13 protein-coding genes are annotated in these 17140 nt (G+C 48.4%); 1 reads left to right on the top strand and 12 read right to left on the bottom strand.

The annotated features are described in order from the left end of the window. Nucleotides 1–6: 6 nt before the first annotated feature. The 11 genes from LC508_RS26680 to gpr all read right to left on the bottom strand — a co-directional run bounded on the left by LC508_RS26680 (nucleotide 7) and on the right by gpr (nucleotide 15518). The gene (locus tag LC508_RS26680) at nucleotides 7–1062 is read right to left on the bottom strand and encodes a hypothetical protein (RefSeq protein ID WP_103731545.1); all 1056 of its coding nucleotides are present in this window, start codon (nucleotides 1060–1062) and stop codon (nucleotides 7–9) included. Beyond that, nucleotides 1059–1490, bottom strand: a complete 432-nt coding sequence (locus tag LC508_RS26675) for a hypothetical protein (protein WP_033143036.1) — start codon at nucleotides 1488–1490, stop codon at nucleotides 1059–1061. Before LC508_RS26675 ends, LC508_RS26680 begins: the two co-directional genes overlap by 4 nt. A 315-nt stretch (nucleotides 1491–1805) precedes the next feature. Next, nucleotides 1806–2588 carry a ComF family protein gene (locus LC508_RS26670; protein ID WP_225305270.1) on the bottom strand — a complete coding sequence of 261 codons (783 nt, stop codon included), beginning with the start codon at nucleotides 2586–2588 and terminating at the stop codon, nucleotides 1806–1808. After that, nucleotides 2513–4747, bottom strand: coding sequence for an SF1B family DNA helicase RecD2 (recD2, locus tag LC508_RS26665; RefSeq protein ID WP_033143035.1), 2235 nt, complete (start codon nucleotides 4745–4747; stop codon nucleotides 2513–2515). Before recD2 ends, LC508_RS26670 begins: the two co-directional genes overlap by 76 nt. Before the next feature lie 17 nt (nucleotides 4748–4764). Continuing rightward, complete coding sequence (gene mreB, locus LC508_RS26660) at nucleotides 4765–5757, bottom strand: rod shape-determining protein (protein ID WP_018598499.1); 993 nt, start codon at nucleotides 5755–5757, stop codon at nucleotides 4765–4767. Between the two features lie 109 nt (nucleotides 5758–5866). Further along, entirely contained in the window at nucleotides 5867–8707 is a 2841-nt protein-coding gene (gene uvrA / locus LC508_RS26655) for an excinuclease ABC subunit UvrA (RefSeq protein ID WP_033143076.1), read from the bottom strand. Between the two features lie 613 nt (nucleotides 8708–9320). After that, a complete protein-coding gene (locus tag LC508_RS26650) occupies nucleotides 9321–9770 on the bottom strand; it encodes a CBS domain-containing protein (protein WP_033143032.1) in 450 nt (149 codons plus the stop codon). Nucleotides 9771–9935: 165 nt separating this feature from the next. Continuing rightward, nucleotides 9936–11078: a radical SAM family heme chaperone HemW gene (gene hemW / locus LC508_RS26645; protein WP_103733258.1), complete on the bottom strand. Its 1143-nt coding sequence runs from the start codon at nucleotides 11076–11078 to the stop codon at nucleotides 9936–9938. A 170-nt stretch (nucleotides 11079–11248) separates the two neighbouring features. Further along, entirely contained in the window at nucleotides 11249–13063 is a 1815-nt protein-coding gene (gene lepA, locus LC508_RS26640; RefSeq protein WP_033140197.1) for a translation elongation factor 4, read from the bottom strand. Between the two features lie 157 nt (nucleotides 13064–13220). Further along, nucleotides 13221–14522, bottom strand: a complete 1302-nt coding sequence (locus tag LC508_RS26635) for a stage II sporulation protein P (RefSeq protein WP_207727925.1) — start codon at nucleotides 14520–14522, stop codon at nucleotides 13221–13223. Nucleotides 14523–14612: 90 nt separating this feature from the next. After that, nucleotides 14613–15518 (bottom strand): GPR endopeptidase, encoded by a 906-nt coding sequence (gpr, locus tag LC508_RS26630; protein WP_033140199.1) that lies wholly within the window; start codon nucleotides 15516–15518, stop codon nucleotides 14613–14615. Nucleotides 15519–15743: 225 nt separating this feature from the next. Between gpr and rpsT the strand changes: the two genes are divergently transcribed. Continuing rightward, nucleotides 15744–16004: a 30S ribosomal protein S20 gene (gene rpsT, locus LC508_RS26625; protein WP_018598507.1), complete on the top strand. Its 261-nt coding sequence runs from the start codon at nucleotides 15744–15746 to the stop codon at nucleotides 16002–16004. Nucleotides 16005–16134: 130 nt separating this feature from the next. Here the strand turns inward: rpsT and holA are convergent, their stop codons facing one another. Continuing rightward, the gene (gene holA, locus LC508_RS26620) at nucleotides 16135–17115 is read right to left on the bottom strand and encodes a DNA polymerase III subunit delta (protein ID WP_103732531.1); all 981 of its coding nucleotides are present in this window, start codon (nucleotides 17113–17115) and stop codon (nucleotides 16135–16137) included. Nucleotides 17116–17140: the final 25 nt, after the last annotated feature.

The raw sequence follows: 17140 nt of genomic DNA, 5'->3' as shown, positions 1-17140 counted from the left end.
TTATCTTTATAAGTCTTTCAGCGATTCTTCCAGCTGTTTCTCAAAGTCAAAATCCTCCTCTGAAACATGCTCTACAGGCGCTGCATCCTGTTCCGGTGTTTCTTCATCTAAATCGTCCAGATCACTGTCATCTGACTTCTTATTAGATGAAAATTTCTTCACACTCTTCTTTGTCTGTGACACAAGAGATTTCGGTACTGCTTTTACATAATAGACATATTCGTCATCCTCAAACTGGGTCACTTCACTTCTTGAGTAATCCACTCCCAGTACAAAAAATTCAATGACAAGGCCGATCAATGCGGAAACCACACCGGCAATGATAACGCTGCCCATCTCCATGCTGATGCTCATGAACATGCTTCCGAACAACATCAGAACAATGTACACTACCGCACCGGTAACCACTGCGATCCTCCAGGAATAGTCAAAGGAGGAACGGCGGATCAGGTACACCAGCAGGGTGGCTGTTGCAAACGCTATGATCGCCAGCCACATTTCCTGATTCTTCACCAGTCCGTCCAGTAAGATCTGAAGCTTCTGGACAGCCTCTGTCTCTTTTCCTTGCAGTACCCCTGCCTTGTCTTTTACAAGACGCATAAAGTAATACAGAATAACGCCGCAGCCTGCGGGCACCGCACTTGCAGGTCCGCGGAGAAGACCGCAGCCGATGGGTACGGCTGCCGGAATATGAAAGGCAAAGGACACCGGAGTCAGCACAAGAGCCACGTTATCTTTAGATGTAAACCGCAGGAATAATATCATCAGCAGGATCATAAGAAGCAGAGCAAAACCTGCGACCTCGATTCCCACTGCATAGCAGTGGCCGATGATCAGGACACAGCCCAGGATCGTCATGGTATTGACGGGCATAACGGAACATAAAAGGGCCAGAATCAGGACAACAAAAATATTATCCAGTTTGCCCATGAATCCCAGTGTGGTGTTGATCCCCTTGAAAAGACCGAATGCCAATATAAACTTCAGGATCGGAAGAATCCAGGTGTCATGCTCCCCGTAAAATTCCTTGATTTTCTGTTTCAATATCAGTAACGCTGTCATGCGCCTTTCCTCCTTCCGGTCAGTCTCCCGGCTCTCTTTTCTTCTCTGTCATATATTTTTTTCAGCTGTCCCAGCTCTCTGTAATACTCCTCCACGCCTTTCTGAGCGCTTCTGTATTTGACGGAGCAGTAGATATAAGTCAGAATGGTGTAGGCCACAAGCAGTGCGATATAGATAATGATAATTTTGATTCCCAGAGAAAACAGGTCGATCTTATGCAGATTATCCATCATATATTCGCTCTTATACCCAAAGTAGACAGCCAGCAGCAGCACATAGGCGATGGTCGTGATAAAAAAGTTCTTGATCATTGCAAGGCCTATATAATCGCTTCTGTAGTAATTGCTGATTGACAGATCTTCTCTGCCCTTACCGGATTCGTAAGCAGCTAATTTCCTCATTTTCTTGATTTTCTGTTCATTTAACATAAGCTTCCTCTACTTCCTGTGAAAACAATGCTTTTATATGTACTCACAGTTTACTATAATTATGCCCCAAAAGGCTGTCTGCAATTTATGGCACAACAAATGTGCCACTTACTGCATTTCCTAAATGGCATCCCACAAATACGGCACTCTATGGACACCGCACAGTCTGTTTTGATTCTTTCACAAAACCACGGACTGTATGGACGTACCGTCTTATGACACATGAAACAGCGCAATACCGGGATGTACCGGACATGCCATTCTATGTATACAACTTGCATTATAGCATAAATAAAGTAGGCGAATCAAGCCTTATCAGCAGAAACCTGTCCCTATGGCTGCGGTTAAAAAATATACCTGTTCCGCACCGGCTGCTTTCAGGGCAAGGCTTACACCGTCCACAGTACTCCCTGTGGTGTAGATATCATCTACGATCAATATTTTTTTCCAGGGAAGTCTGGGTTTTGTCACGGCAAAGGCGCTGCGAAGATTATTTCTCCGCTCCTTGTCGTTCAGCTCTTTCTGGGGTTTTGTATTGATTTTTCTGATCACAGTTTTTGTATCTACCGGAATCTGCAGTGCTTTTCCTATCTCCGCGGCTATGATCTCTGCCTGGTTGTACCCTCTTTTCTCCATTCTTTTCGGATGAAGCGGAACAGGGATCAGCACTTCCACTCCCCAGAGGCGGATCTGTTCCCCTGCAATTGCCGCGGCATATCTGCCGTAAAAACGGCCGTACTCCTGCCTTTGATGGTATTTTAACTGATACAGGGATTTTGAAAGGACTGAACCGTAGGAAAAGATACTGATTCCCCGGTCATAAGAATGTTTTTTCGATGCGCAGTCATAACAGAACTCTGACTCACTGTCCGCCAGGGGCTTGGAACACTTAAAACAGCGCGGCCCATGGATGGGCACCAGTTTATCCACGCATTCCCGGCATATGGTCCTTCCCCTTGGAACTGCAATGTCATGGCAGACAGGGCAGCGCCTGGGATAGACCATATCAAGGGCAAAGGATGCTAACAGCTTTCCTTTATCCGCAGATCCAGAGTGGTATAACGGCTTTGTTCCATCTGGTTTTTTTCCATTTCCCAAAAAGTATTTTCATCTCCTACCAATGTCACACACTTTCTCGCCCTTGTCACGGCTGTATAGAGAAGATTTCTGTTCATCAGCATCCTGGGGCCTCCCAAAAGAGGAATCACCACCGCAGGGTATTCACTTCCCTGTGATTTGTGGATGGTAATGGCATAGGCAAGCTCCAGCTCATCCAACTGCTTGAACGCATACTCCACAAAGCGTCCCTCATCAAATTCCACGGTGAGGGTCTCCGCAAAGGTGTTGATCTCTCGCAGGATTCCTGTATCCCCGTTAAAAACACCCACGCCTTTTTCCACCGGAATGCCGTATTTGCCGCGGACCTCCCATTCGGTCTGGTAGTTGTTCTTGATCTGCATGACCTTATCACCCTCGCGGAACAAGCCGCTGCCGTGCTCCCTCTCCTTCTTGTCAGGAGAAGGGGGATTCAGATACTGCTGTAGAATGCTGTTCAGACGCTCTACACCCAGAAGCCCTTTCCGCATAGGAGTCAAAACCTGGATATCATAAGGCGTTGCATCTACAAACTTTGGCAGTTTCTTCTGTATCAGGGTGATGACAACACTGATGATCACATTGGCGTCATACCGCTTCAGGAAGAAAAAGTCCATGCTTTTATTATCCAGAACAACAGGGACACCCCGGTTGATCTTATGGGCATTCACCACGATATCACTCTGGGAAGCCTGCCGGAAAATCTTGACCAGTTCCACAACCGGGAATTTTTCAGAACGGATGATATCTTTGAGTACACTTCCGGGCCCTACACTTGGAAGCTGGTTCACATCCCCGACCAGAATCAGCCGGGTGCCCGGCGTAATGGCCGAGAGCAGTGCGTGCATAAGAAAAATGTCCACCATGGACATCTCGTCAATAATAACAACATCCGCCTCCAACGGATTCTGGGCATTGCGCTCAAAGTGGATGCTGGCAGAGGAGTCATCCGGCATTCCGCTGAGTTCTAAAAGCCGGTGGATAGTTCTGGCCTCATAGCCTGTGGTCTCTGTCATACGCTTTGCGGCTCTTCCCGTGGGAGCGGCAAGACAGATGTCCACGCCTTCCAGCTCATAGTAACGGATGATCGCATTGATGGTGGTGGTCTTTCCTGTACCGGGGCCACCGGTGATAACCAGCAGGCCGTTTTTCACAGCCTCTATGACTGCCTGGCGCTGCTTCTCATCCAGCTCTACATTTCCGCTTTTCTCAAGGCGAACAAGCTGTGCTTCCATCCTCTCCTCATCCACGGTATCCTCTAAGGCCAGTTCTTTTAACATCTGTGCCACATGTAGCTCCAGCTGGTAATACTGGCTGGCATAGATGACCGGTTCCGTCTGTGCCCCTTCCCTGAGCGCAACCTCTTTTACTACAATCTTTCTGTCTATAGCCAGATCCATAATATGTTTTTCCATATAAGCGGCTGCAACGCCCAAAAGGGCAGATGCCCGTTCCAGCAGAATGCGCTGTGGAAGGAACACATGCCCCTCTGCAGTTGCCTGCAGTAATATGTATAGAAGACCGCTTCGGATACGGTAATCGGAGTCTGTATGGATGCCGATCCTGGCAGCGATCTCATCTGCCATCTTAAATCCCACTCCGTCAATATCCTCAGCCATCTTATAGGGATTCTCCCTTAGTATGCCGTACATTTCGTGTCCATACTGATTGAATATCTTAGCTCCCAGTGAAAGGGAAATGCCGTATTGCTGAAGAAACATCATGGCTTTCCGCATATCAGCCTTCTCAGACACCTGAGCAGCGATCTCCCGGGCCTTCTTCTCACTGATGCCCTTGATCTCTGCCAGCCGCTCCGGCTCCTCCTCCACGATACGCAGAGTGTCGTCCTTGAAACGCCTGACGATCCTGGCGGCAAGAGCCGCTCCGATCCCTTTGATGGCGCCGGAACCCAGGTATCGTTCCATGGCCATGGAATCCTGGGGCACAACGGTCTCATAGGAGGTGACGGAGAACTGCCTGCCGTAGGACGGGTGTTCTGTGTAATGTCCATAGGCTTTGATGGTTTCTCCTTCACTTAGATACTGAAAACTGCCCACACAGGTCAGCTCTTCCTCCTCAGCAATCACAACCATAACTGTGTACCCGTTATCCTCATTCCGGAAGATAATATGGTCCACATATCCTTCTATGGTTTCTTCCATAACTTACCTCATTTGTTTTATTTCCCGTTTATCTTGCTCATAAGCTCCATGTACTGGCCTGTGCCGATGGCTACAGCCATAGCAGGCTCTTCTGCCACCACGGTGTTGATGCCTGTCTCTTCCTCGATCAGTGTCTCCAGCCCACCCAAAAGTGCACCGCCGCCGGTGAGGACAATACCCCTGTCAGCCACATCTGCTGCCAGTTCCGGAGGAGTTTTTTCCAGAATTCCATGTATGGTCTCCATAATTTGTACCGTTGCGTCCTTTAAAGCCTCTCTGATCTCCTCGGAGGTGAGGGTTATGCTTTTGGGAAGCCCCGTGATCGTATCACGTCCCTTCACATCCATAGTCTTCGGCTGCGGATGGGGATAAACGGTTCCTATCTGGATCTTCGCATCCTCTGCGGAGCGCTCGCCGATCATCAGATTGTGCTTCTTCCTTACATAACGCATGATAGCCTCATCGAAATTATCGCCTGCCACTTTAATGGAAGTGGATACTACTGTCCCGCCAAGGGAGATCACCGCCACATCTGTGGTACCGCCGCCGATATCCACGATCATGTTGCCAAAGGGCCTTGTGATATCAATACCTGCCCCGATGGCCGCAGCAATCGGCTCCTCGATGATGTTCACTTCTCTGGCGCCTGCCTGGTACGTGGCTTCCTCCACAGCTTTCTTCTCCACCTCTGTCACACCGCTGGGTACGCAGATGCTGATGCGGGGTTTTCGGAAAGCTTTCTTGCCCATGGCTTTGGAGATAAAGTATTTGAGCATTTTCTCTGTCACCTCATAGTCAGAGATAACACCCTGGCGCAGGGGGCGCACCGCCACAATGTTGCCGGGTGTTCTGCCGATCATCTGCCTTGCCTCTTCTCCTACTGCTCTTATTTTATTATTATCTTTATCGTATGCAACTACGGATGGTTCTTTCAGTACAATGCCTTTTCCTTTTGCGTAAACCAGTATACTGGCCGTTCCCAGGTCGATTCCAATATCTGTCGCTGCCATAGAATACCCCTTTCTATATTTGGATATCAGTGTTCTGCCCGGGATGTCTGTCCCGGGCCCACCGATATTCTTCATTATACCCAACTTGTCCCGAAATGAAAAGGGGCAATCAATTCAAATATTTTGACACGTAACGACCTGTGTAGGAGACAGGATTCGCCGCCACCTCCTCCGGTGTACCGGAAGCTATCACGGTTCCCCCTTTATCGCCGCCTTCCGGGCCGATATCTATGATATAATCCGCAGTTTTTATCACATCCAGGTTGTGCTCGATGACAACCACTGTATTCCCGCCCTCTGCCAAACGCCGGAGGATCTCAATAAGCTTGTGCACATCCGCAAAATGCAGACCTGTGGTAGGCTCATCCAGAATATAGATGGTCTTTCCTGTACTTCTCTTGCTCAGTTCTGTTGCCAGCTTGATCCTCTGCGCCTCACCTCCGGACAGTTCCGTGGAAGGCTGGCCCAGACGGATATAGGAAAGCCCCACATCGTAAAGCGTCTGGATTTTCCTCTTGATAGACGGAAGGTGTTCAAAGAATGTGAGTGCCTCCTCCACCGTCATGTTCAGCACATCGTAAATGCTCTTCCCTTTATATTTCACTTCCAGAGTCTCTCTGTTGTAACGTTTTCCCTGGCAGACTTCACAGGGAACATACACATCGGGAAGGAAATGCATCTCAATTTTCAGAATACCGTCACCGCTGCAGGCCTCACACCTGCCGCCTTTTACATTAAAGCTGAATCTTCCCTTTTTATAACCTCTGGCTTTTGCGTCCGCAGTAGTTGCAAAAAGGTCGCGGATCTGGTCAAATACACCGGTGTAGGTTGCGGGATTGGAACGCGGCGTTCTTCCAATGGGTGACTGGTCAATATCAATAACTTTGTCAAGCTGCTCCACCCCTTCAATGCATTTATGTTTTCCCGGAATGACTCTGGCCCGGTTCAGTTTCCTTGCCAGGCTCTTATATAGGATTTCGTTGATCAGAGAACTTTTGCCGGAACCGGAAACACCGGTCACGCAGGTCATGACACCTAAAGGAATTTTTACGTCTATATTTTTCAGGTTGTTTTCAGAAGCGCCCCGTATGGTCAGAAAGCCGTTGGGTTTTCTTCTCTCCTCAGGTACCGGAATCTTCATAGCCCCGCTTAAATACTGGCCCGTAATGGAGTTTTTATTTTTCATCAGATCTTCCGCTGTACCGATCGCCACGAGCTGGCCTCCGTGCTCTCCTGCGCCGGGACCGATATCCACAATGCAGTCTGCCTCCCGCATGGTATCTTCATCATGCTCTACCACGATCAGAGTGTTTCCCAGATCCCTCAGGTGCTTCAAAGTGGCAAGGAGTTTATCGTTATCCCTCTGATGCAGACCGATACTTGGCTCATCCAGAATATAGGCAACCCCCACAAGGCCGGAACCGATCTGAGTTGCCAGACGTATCCTCTGTGCTTCACCACCCGACAAAGTGCCTGTTGCACGGGACAGAGTCAGATATTCCAGCCCTACATTCATCAAAAATCCCACTCTGGCACGAATCTCTTTTAAAACCTGCTCACCAATCATCTGCTGGGTGGAGGTGAGCTGCAGTTCGTTCAAAAATACCTGCAGCGCGCGGATGGACATGGATGTAACCTCATGTATATTTTTATCCCCGACTGTCACTGCCAGAGCTTCTTTTTTCAGACGCTGGCCTTTACAGGTCGGGCAGGGGGTAATACGCATAAAGGATTCGTACTCCTGCTTGCTGGACTCCGAACCGGTCTCCCTGTAGCGGCGCTCCACGTTTTTCACAAGTCCCTCAAAGGCCACATCATAAATACCTTCTCCCCGCTGCCCTTTATAGTGGACCTTTATCTCTTTTCCGTGGGTCCCGTTTATGATCACGTCCTTTATCTTATCCGGATATTCCTCAAAAGGCGTATTCAGATCAAAGTGATATTCCTCCGCAAGGGCATCCAGAATCGCCCTTGTAAAGCTGCCTTTATCTGTGCAGGACTGCCAGCCCAGCACCACAATAGCGCCCTGGGCAATACTCAGACTCTGATCCGGTATCATCAGATCCACATCGAATTCCATCTTATAACCCAGACCGAAACAGGCAGGGCAGGCACCAAAGGGATTATTAAAGGAAAAAATTCTCGGCTCAATCTCATCAATACTGATACCGCAGTCAGGGCAGGAAAAGCTCTGGCTGAAATTTATCTGGTTTCCATCCATAGTATCCACAATGAGAAGGCCGTCAGCCAGATTCAGCACATTCTCAATAGAATCCGTGAGCCGCTTTTCAATCCCTTCTTTCACCACAAGGCGGTCCACAACGATCTCAATATTGTGCTTAATATTCTTATCCAGCTTGATCTCCTCACTGAGTTCATAGAGATTGCCGTCAATCTGCACGCGCACATAACCGCTCCGCTTTGCCTGCTCCAGAAGCTTGGCGTGAGTCCCCTTCCTTCCTCTCACCACAGGTGCCAGAAGTTGAAGCTTGGTCCGCTCCGGCAGACCCATGATATGGTCAACCATCTGGTCAACCGTCTGCTTTTTGATCTCTTTTCCGCATTTCGGACAGTGCGGGATACCGATTCTGGCATAGAGCAGCCTGAAATAGTCATATATCTCCGTAACGGTGCCAACCGTGGAACGGGGGTTCCTGTTGGTGGATTTCTGGTCAATAGAAATAGCCGGAGAAAGTCCCTCAATACTCTCCACATCCGGTTTTTCCATCTGTCCCAGGAACTGTCTGGCATAGGAAGACAGGGATTCCATATATCTCCTCTGTCCTTCCGCATATATCGTATCAAATGCAAGAGAACTCTTCCCGGAACCACTCAGCCCGGTAAGCACCACCAGCTCATTTCGTGGAATATCCACATCCAGATTCTTCAGATTATTCTCATTTGCTCCGCGTATTTTGATAAATTGGTTGTCATGTTTTCTTACTGCCATTTTTATCTCCTTATTCGTGATCAGCGCAACAGTTTCTATCAGATTCTCATCCCCCAACACAGCGTCATACCCACTGCACGTGAGACCGAAAGCTGCCAATTTCAGGGAATGTATGTTTGTTTTTATGCTACCTGCCATTATATCATATGCATTATACATTTGCAAACATATGTTCAGACAGATTTATTGTAATGGCAGAGTAGACGGGATGTCGGAGGAGTCTGCGGGGCTCCTCCGACATCCCTGTTTTTCCCTACCGGAAGGGAAAAATACAAAGCCGAAGTGTAACGGTTACATCCGGCAAAAAAAAAACTGTGGCTCAGCGAACGCCAGGAAGGGTATGGGAGCGGGCCGGGGGAGGAGAATACCTGTGAACGATGTCTTAGTGGAGCGCCGCGGAGATCCACCTGCCCCAGTTACTTAATGAAGAGGCCCTTGCCGATGAATTTAGTAAATGGGAGCAGGTTAGCTCCGTGGCAGCGGAACGCTTCGTTCACAGGTATTCTCCTCCCCCGGCCCGCTCCCATACCCTTCCGTCCGCCTTAATTCCCCCAAACAAAAAAAGTTACAAAAAAGGCCCCCGCTACCCGCGGCAAGCCTTTTTACATTTACATCACACAGACGCATGCTGAATATAGGTTCTGCACTCCTTCTTATTTTTATTCTGATGCTCAGAACAGATATACTGCATAATATCCCGTCTCGTCACAATACCTATAAAATTCTTCTGGTCATCAATAACCGGTACAAAATTCTGCCGCATAGCCTTGTCCAGCAGATCTTCCATATCCGAGTCCACACGCACCGGCGTATAATTTGCCCGCCGCTTGAACGCAGTGATCGGAATTTCCTCCGCAGCCTTTAAATTCAGGTCGCCGCGGCTTTTCAGCCCCCAGAGTAAGTCTCCTTCTGTAATCGTCCCCACATATTTTCCATTCTCCCCGATAATCGGAATACATGAATACCGGTGATATTCCATCTTTTCCAAGACCTGCCTTAAACTGAAGGTGTCATAGATATAGGCCACATCACTCTTCGGAGTGAGAAAAAATAAAATATTCATTATACCCTCCCACACTGTCATACAAAACGGCCGTTATTACCTGCCGTTTCAACATATATTTCCTTTCTTTATTCTGACACATTCTATATTAATTTTCCAGAGATAAACTGTAAAACTTTATTAAATTTCTATAACCTGTGTTCACAAACTCCCGCGCCTGACTTATCAGTCAAAGAGAAACTCCGATAGGACAGCATTGCTTAAAAGTACCCCTTCTTTTGAGAGATACAGCCTGTCCTTTTTTTCCAGCAGCATTCCGTTTGACAGAAGCTTTTCCAGCGCTTTTTCATATACCAGTTCAATATCCCGGCCAAAGACCCGGCGAAATTCTTTTTTTGAGATTCCCCTTGTCTTGCGAAGCCCTAAAAACATGAATTCCTCCATCTGCTGAGGCTCCTCCAAAAACTGTACGTCTGTGCGCATGGTTTTCGGTTCCCCGCATTTTTCCAGATATGTTTTCATATCCCCGGTATTGCTCATGCGGATGTTCCTGACCATGGAGGCAGCGCCCAGGCCAAGGCCCAGATAATCACCGCGCTCCCAGTATTTCAGATTATGGCGGCACTCCCTGCCCTCTTTCGCATAATTGGATATCTCATACTGGCGGAATCCGTACGCTGCAAGCACCTCTGCGGTCACTTCGTAGATAGCCCTGCTTGTCTCCTCATCGGGAAGAAGCTCCGGATGTCCGGCATACTTCTCATAAAAGGGTGTACCCTCTTCCAAAATGAGCTGGTATACGGAAATATGTTCCGGGGAAAGCTCTGCGGTTGTTTCCAGCTCCTCTCTCCAGGACGCTTCTGTCTGTCCCGGCAGGGAGGAGATCAAATCCACATTGATGTTCTGAAACCCTGCTTCTCTTGCCAGATGATAGCTCTCCAGAAACGCCTCGTAGGTATGAATCCTGCCCAGCAGCTTCAGATTACTGTCCCTGACAGACTGCAGCCCCATACTCAGGCGGTTGATACCACAGTTTTTATAGGTCTGCAGTTTCTCTGGGGTCACAGTGCCCGGATTCATCTCCATGGAGATCTCCGGCATTCTTTCTATATCAAAGGTGTCCCTTACTGCCTGAAAAATCCGCTCTGTCTGAGGCGCTTCCAGACAGGAAGGGGTGCCTCCTCCCACAAAAACCGTGGAAACCCTGTAACCTTTTGCAAAATCCCCGTAGCTTCGGATTTCTTTTTCCAAAGCCTGTACATACGCTTCTTTCTCCTCCCCGGTTCCCGATGCGGATAAAAAATCACAGTATCCGCATTTTTGTATACAGAAAGGGATGTGAAGATACAGCCCCAAATCTTTTTTCATCTTGTCTTCTCCTGTATTTCTGAAAATTCTGTAACTGTTCAGTCAGGTCTGCGCATTTACTGCGCTGACCGTGCAAAAGAGTAGTGGCGGCAGATATTCGCCCCATCGCGAAGCGATTTTTAATGGGCGAATACCCGTAACGATTCAGCTAGCTGAATCGTTACAAAATCCTATTTATCGTCCAGCTTCAGAACGCTCATAAATGCCTTCTGCGGAATCTCTACATTTCCTACCTGGCGCATACGTTTCTTTCCTTCCTTCTGCTTCTCCAGAAGCTTTCTCTTTCGGGAAATATCGCCGCCGTAACATTTCGCCAGCACGTCTTTTCTCATGGCCTTCACGGTCTCACGGGCAATGATCTTGCTGCCGATGGCTGCCTGAATGGGGATTTCAAAAAGCTGTCTGGGAATCTCCTCCTTCAGCTTCTCGCACATCTTCCTGCCGCGCTCATAGGCAGAGCCTTCAAACACGATAAAGGAGAGGGCATCCACTTCCTCCTTGTTCACCAGAATATCCAGCTTGACAAGGTCACTGCGTTCATATCCCAGCATCTCATAGTCAAAGGACGCATATCCTCTGGAACGTGATTTCAGGGCATCAAAGAAATCATAAATAATTTCATTGAGAGGCAGATGGTATTTCAAAAGAGCACGAGTGGTTTCCATATATTCCATGCCCTGATACTGCCCGCGGCGCTCCTGGCAGAGATCCATAATAGGGCCGATGAAATCTGTAGTCACCATGATTTCTGCCTTTACCATAGGTTCTTCCATGTATTCGATCTCAGAGGGGTCAGGCAGATTGGATGGGTTGGTCAGATCCATCATCTCACCGTTGGTCTTGTGCACTTTGTAAACAACGCCCGGGGCAGTTGTTACCAGGTCCAGGTTATATTCCCTTTCCAGACGCTCCTGGATGATCTCCAGATGGAGCAGTCCCAGAAAACCGCAGCGGAAACCAAAGCCCAGCGCTACAGAGGTCTCCGGCTCAAACTGCAGGGAGGCATCATTTAACTGAAGCTTGTCCAGGGCATCCCTCAAATCCTGGTACTTGGAGCCGTCCGCGGGATATACACCGCAGTACACCATGGGGTTTACTTTCTTGTAACCCGGAAGAGGCTCTGCACAGGGGTTTTCGTCGTCTGTTATGGTATCACCCACGCGGGTATCTTTTACATTCTTAATACTGGCAGTGATATAACCTACCATGCCGGCAGACAGTTCGTCACAGGGAAGAAACTGTCCCGCTCCGAAGTATCCCACTTCCACTACTTCCTCCACAGCGCCGGTTGCCATCATACGGATTTTCGTACCTTTTTTTACGCTTCCTTCTTTGATCCTGCAGAACACAATGACACCCTTGTAGGAATCGTAAACAGAATCGAAAATAAGAGCCTGCAGAGGTGCCTGGGCATCTCCGGCGGGTGCCGGTATTTTCTCCACGATCTTCTCCAGAACTTCCTCAATGTTCAGTCCCATTTTGGCGGAGATCAGAGGCGCATCCTGGGCTTCTATACCGATGACATCCTCAATCTCATTTTTCACTCTGTCCGGTTCCGCACTGGGAAGATCTATTTTATTGATGACCGGAAATACATCCAGGTCATGATCCAGCGCCAGATAGACATTTGCAAGAGTCTGGGCTTCAATGCCCTGGGCGGCATCCACCACCAGAATGGCGCCGTCACAGGCGGCCAGACTTCTGGACACCTCATAGTTGAAGTCCACGTGGCCCGGCGTGTCGATCAGATTGAAAATATATTCCTCTCCGTCTTTTGCCTGGTAGACAATGCGGACTGCCTGGGACTTGATGGTTATGCCCCTCTCCCTCTCCAGATCCATGTTATCCAGAACCTGGGACTGCATTTCTCTCTCTGTCAAAAGTCCTGTCTTTTCAATAATCCGGTCCGCCAGGGTGGATTTTCCATGGTCTATATGTGCGATGATACAAAAATTACGGATTTTACTCTGGTCAACTCCTGCCACTGCTTGATTCCTCCTATTGTTTTTCTCTATCTCTTCTCAAAATACGAATATGGTTACTTTCTTATTCTTACACTTTAAATGGGCTTCCTGCATTTCACAACAAGCCCATGTTAGTATAGCACGAAGGTTTAGGGGGAATCAAGCATTTCTTCGCCGTTCATTCCCCTTTTAAGACTTTATTCAGCACGTCCGCCAAAGGTTCCATGGCATTCATTTCTTCCTCCACGGTATTGGTCTGTGCACCGCATTCCACAAGAAGGGCTTTTGGCCGCAGATGGAGATTATAGCGGTAGCCTCTCAGATAGATGGTGCGCAGCCAATCCGGGTAATACTGCTTTGCCTGAAGCGCAAGCTGCAGGGAGAATGCCAGATTATCCTGAATGTAGGGATTCGGCAGATATTCAATATCCCCGTTCTGGTTGGTGCGGCTCAATCCGTTGAAAAACATAATTTTGGCCGTTGGTTTCCCGTTCACGTCCGTAACCAGGTGTTTGTCGTCCGGCACACCATCTCTGTGCAGGTCAATGACCACTTCCACACTGGGATTTTCCTCCAGCACCTGGCTGATTTTATCCTGGGCGTAGTTGTAGGCTTTATTTCTGTCCAGTTTTCCGTCCACAATGTCAAAGGTATCTGTCACATGGAGCACATTATAGCCGTATGTATCTCTTAAAAGACGAACCAGATATTCTCCCACCCCCACAATGCTGGTACTGGGGTCTCCCGGGTTGGAATCAATGAATTCTTCCTGGGAATGGCTGTGATACACCAGTATCTGCGGCTGATCATTTCCTGTTGTCATTTTCAGATCCTCCGACACAAGGGCCGGGGCGTTTAACTGGTCGCTGTTGATGCTGGTGGTCTTGTCAATGGTATAAAAATTGCTGATCACATAGTCAAAATCCTGGAACATATCAAGGGAAATGGGATTTACTATGGCATTGGCTGCAGAAGCCTCTGCCTGCCCGCCATCACCCGCGTCTGCTGTCTGTGCATTCTCTTTGGCTGCATCCTGCAGAGCTTCCGTATTTTCCGCGCTTTGTTGGTTTTCACTCTGGGCATCCACGCCCCCTGTGTTTTCCTCACCGGACCCCACAGGGCCTGCCTCCTGGTTTTCTTCCAGAAGTTTTGCCTCAAGAAAATCGGAATTTTCCTCCATGATCTTCTTGTCTGTCTCCCGGTCCTTCTCTGTCTCTTCCATCTCCTTTGCCTGGATGGTCCCCAGAAACGGAAGCTGTTCCTCCACTTTGCTGCAGAGCCACTCCACAGGCGTCTGGGTCTTGACCCCTTCCGTCTCCAGGATTCCCGGCAGGTATGCCTCTATGGCTTTCTCCTGGGCATCCCTGCACATGTTCACCAGCGTTTTTTTATCTAAAGACATTCCTTTTATGAGAATATATGCTCCAACAGCACATAAGAGCAGCCACAACACAATCCGCAGAAGCTTTCCATCATCCATCTTCTTCACCCTATCACCTCATATCTATATATGAGACAACTTACATGAATTATGCGTCTGCGGAGAAAAAACAGGGACGTGTCTTTTTCCTTATGCCTGCTCAAATGCCATGTTCAGTCCCTCGGAAATGGTGTAGGACAGGCGTTTCACGGTCTCATCCACATCTTTTGGAGTTACAAACATGCTGTGGAGGGATGGTGCGATCATTTCTTCCAGAAATTCTTTTTTCTCAGACTCTTCCAGGGTATCCAGCAGGTGAGCCATGGAATCCTGCACGATGGTGGCTGCATCCACCACAGTCGGCACGCCGATGCCGATCACCTTTACGCCCAGAGTTTCCTCACTCAGCCCGTTTCTGTGGTTTCCCACACCGGAGCCGGGATTGATGCCTGTATCCGTGATCTGAATCGTCCGATTCAGGCGTTTTGTGCTGCGGGCTGCCAGGGCATCCACGGCGAACACCACATCCGGCTTCGTCTCATCCACCACACCCTTGATGATCTCCAGAGTTTCCATGCCTGTCTGGGCCATAACACCGGGTACCAGGCCGCTGATACTGTTGGCATATTCCCTGCCCATGCTCTGCACTCCGTACTCCTGTATCACGTGACGGGTAATGCGCAGATTGGAGACCACATCAGGCCCCAGAGCGTCCGGTGTCACCTCCCGGTTTCCAAGGCCCACCACCAGGGCGGTCAGCTCTTTTTCCATAGGAACCAGCTTTCTGATATGTTTTGCCAGCTCTTTTGAGATCTCCCTGTGATAATCCTCATCCGGCACAGACATATTCGGAGCCTCCAGCGTTATATAAACACCCTGAGGACGTCCCATGGCTTTTGCCCCGTTCTCTGTCTCAATTTTTACGGTTGTGGTGCGGATATCTTTCTCCTCATTGTAGTCCTCCTCGATGATCACACCTCGGATTTCCACATTGTCCTCCTCGAATTTCTCTTTTGTTTCCAGTGCCAGGTCCGTGCGTATTCTTCCTAAAGCCATATCCAACCTTCCTTTCCGGGGGTATTTGTTCCTATTTTTTGCATTTTGGGGGATTTTATGTATTGACATTTACAATTAAATCAACTAGAATAAAAAAGCATGTGGTACCGGCGTGTCCGTGTCTAACCGGTACAAAACCATAACAAACGATAGAAAGTGCGTTCTGCGTCTTCCTATTGTCACGAATAAAAAATAATATTGAAAACAATTTTGGAGGTGTACGGTTTGGCAAATATTAAATCCGCAAAGAAAAGAATTTTAGTAAACAAAACAAAAGCTGACAGAAATAAATCTATCAAATCAGCAGTGAAAACTTCTATCAAAAAGGTAGAAGCAGCAGTTACAGCAAAAGATAAAGAGGCAGCAGCAGCAGCTCTGCAGAACGCTATCTCTACTATCGACAAAGCTGCATCCAAAGGTGTTTATCACAAAAACAATGCAGCAAGAAAAGTTTCCAGATTATCCAAAGCTGTAAACGCACTCTAATCATATAGACAGAATATTTAAAATCCCGGCTGCCCGTCATCAGCCGGGATTTTTTTATCCCGCAAAATACCGGCATCCGGACCATGGCAGCGTCTTTTCATGGCCGGATGCCGGCAGCGGTTCAGGATGCTTAGCTGCTGCTGAATTTCACCAGCAGAAGTTCCACACTCATCACATCATTCATATATCCTGTCTTTACCTTTGCCTCCGTCTGCACACATTCCTCCACAGCGGCGCGCAGCTCCTCTGTGCTGTACCTGTGGGCATACCCTGCATAATTTCTGACCACAAAAGGCTGAAGCCCGGTCCTCTTGGCAATGGCAGGCTGGTCATATCCCTCCCGGGAAAGCTCTTTCACCTGCATGATCAGGTTAAACTGCCGGGCAAGGAGAAAGAGGATCCTCATGGGCGGCTCTTTTAAGGAGAGCAGGTCATAGTACAGATCCAGTGCCCGCTTCTGCTTCTTCTCCGTCACAGCCTTGATCATGTCGAAAATATGGTTTGTGATCTGGGTGGTGCATACCGCCTCAATATCCCCGGCTGTAATGACGTCCCTGCCCATGGTATAGCAGAGAAGCTTTTCCAGCTCTTTTTCTATGTTTCCCATATCTGTTCCCGTCTTTGTCAGAAACAGTTCTATATCCCCCTGGGTTATCTTCTTTCCTTCCCGTTTCATCATGCCTAAGACCCAGCGCATCAGGGTCTGGGAATCCTGCTTTGCAAACTCCACGATTCTGCCGTATTTCTTCACAGCCTTGAACATCCGGCTCCGCTTGTCCACTTCATCCTCCACAAAGATCATGCAGAGGTAATCCGGCAGTTCCGCCATATACTCCGGCAAATCTGTGCATTGGTTTTTAAAAAATCCTGTATCCTCCAGCATGATCACTCTTCGGTCAGCAAAAAAAGGCATGGTCTCCGCCAGATCGATCACACTCTTCGGCTCTGTCTTCTTTCCCTCGAACATGGAAAAATTCATGCTGTCGTCTTCCGGCAGCAGCGCTGCCTTCATTCTATGTTTATACTGCTGTTTCAGATAGGCCTCCTCTCCGCAGAAGAGATAGACCTTCTTGAAATCCTGGTTTTTTATGTCTTCCTGTAAACTTTTCATTTAGATGCTCCTTTTTATTCCGACA

Origin of the sequence: Blautia parvula (genome assembly GCF_020215665.1) — a bacterium.
GTDB lineage: Bacteria > Bacillota > Clostridia > Lachnospirales > Lachnospiraceae > Blautia > Blautia celeris.
The sequence above is the reverse complement of the archived record's forward strand: the minus strand, read 5'-3'. Positions and strand labels throughout refer to the sequence as shown.

Bases quoted from the DNA above. Each gene is read 5' to 3' on its own strand.
- LC508_RS26635 (WP_207727925.1), bottom strand. From the start codon at position 14,522: ATGGATGATGGAAAGCTTCTGCGGATTGTGTTGTGGCTGCTCTTATGT.
- mreB (WP_018598499.1), bottom strand. From the start codon at position 5,757: ATGGCAGCGACAGATATTGGAATCGACCTGGGAACGGCCAGTATACTG.
- LC508_RS26680 (WP_103731545.1), bottom strand. From the start codon at position 1,062: ATGACAGCGTTACTGATATTGAAACAGAAAATCAAGGAATTTTACGGG.
- holA (WP_103732531.1), bottom strand. From the start codon at position 17,115: ATGAAAAGTTTACAGGAAGACATAAAAAACCAGGATTTCAAGAAGGTC.
- recD2 (WP_033143035.1), bottom strand. From the start codon at position 4,747: ATGGAAGAAACCATAGAAGGATATGTGGACCATATTATCTTCCGGAAT.
- gpr (WP_033140199.1), bottom strand. From the start codon at position 15,518: ATGGCTTTAGGAAGAATACGCACGGACCTGGCACTGGAAACAAAAGAG.
- LC508_RS26650 (WP_033143032.1), bottom strand. From the start codon at position 9,770: ATGAATATTTTATTTTTTCTCACTCCGAAGAGTGATGTGGCCTATATC.
- hemW (WP_103733258.1), bottom strand. From the start codon at position 11,078: ATGAAAAAAGATTTGGGGCTGTATCTTCACATCCCTTTCTGTATACAA.
- LC508_RS26675 (WP_033143036.1), bottom strand. From the start codon at position 1,490: ATGTTAAATGAACAGAAAATCAAGAAAATGAGGAAATTAGCTGCTTAC.
- uvrA (WP_033143076.1), bottom strand. From the start codon at position 8,707: ATGGCAGTAAGAAAACATGACAACCAATTTATCAAAATACGCGGAGCA.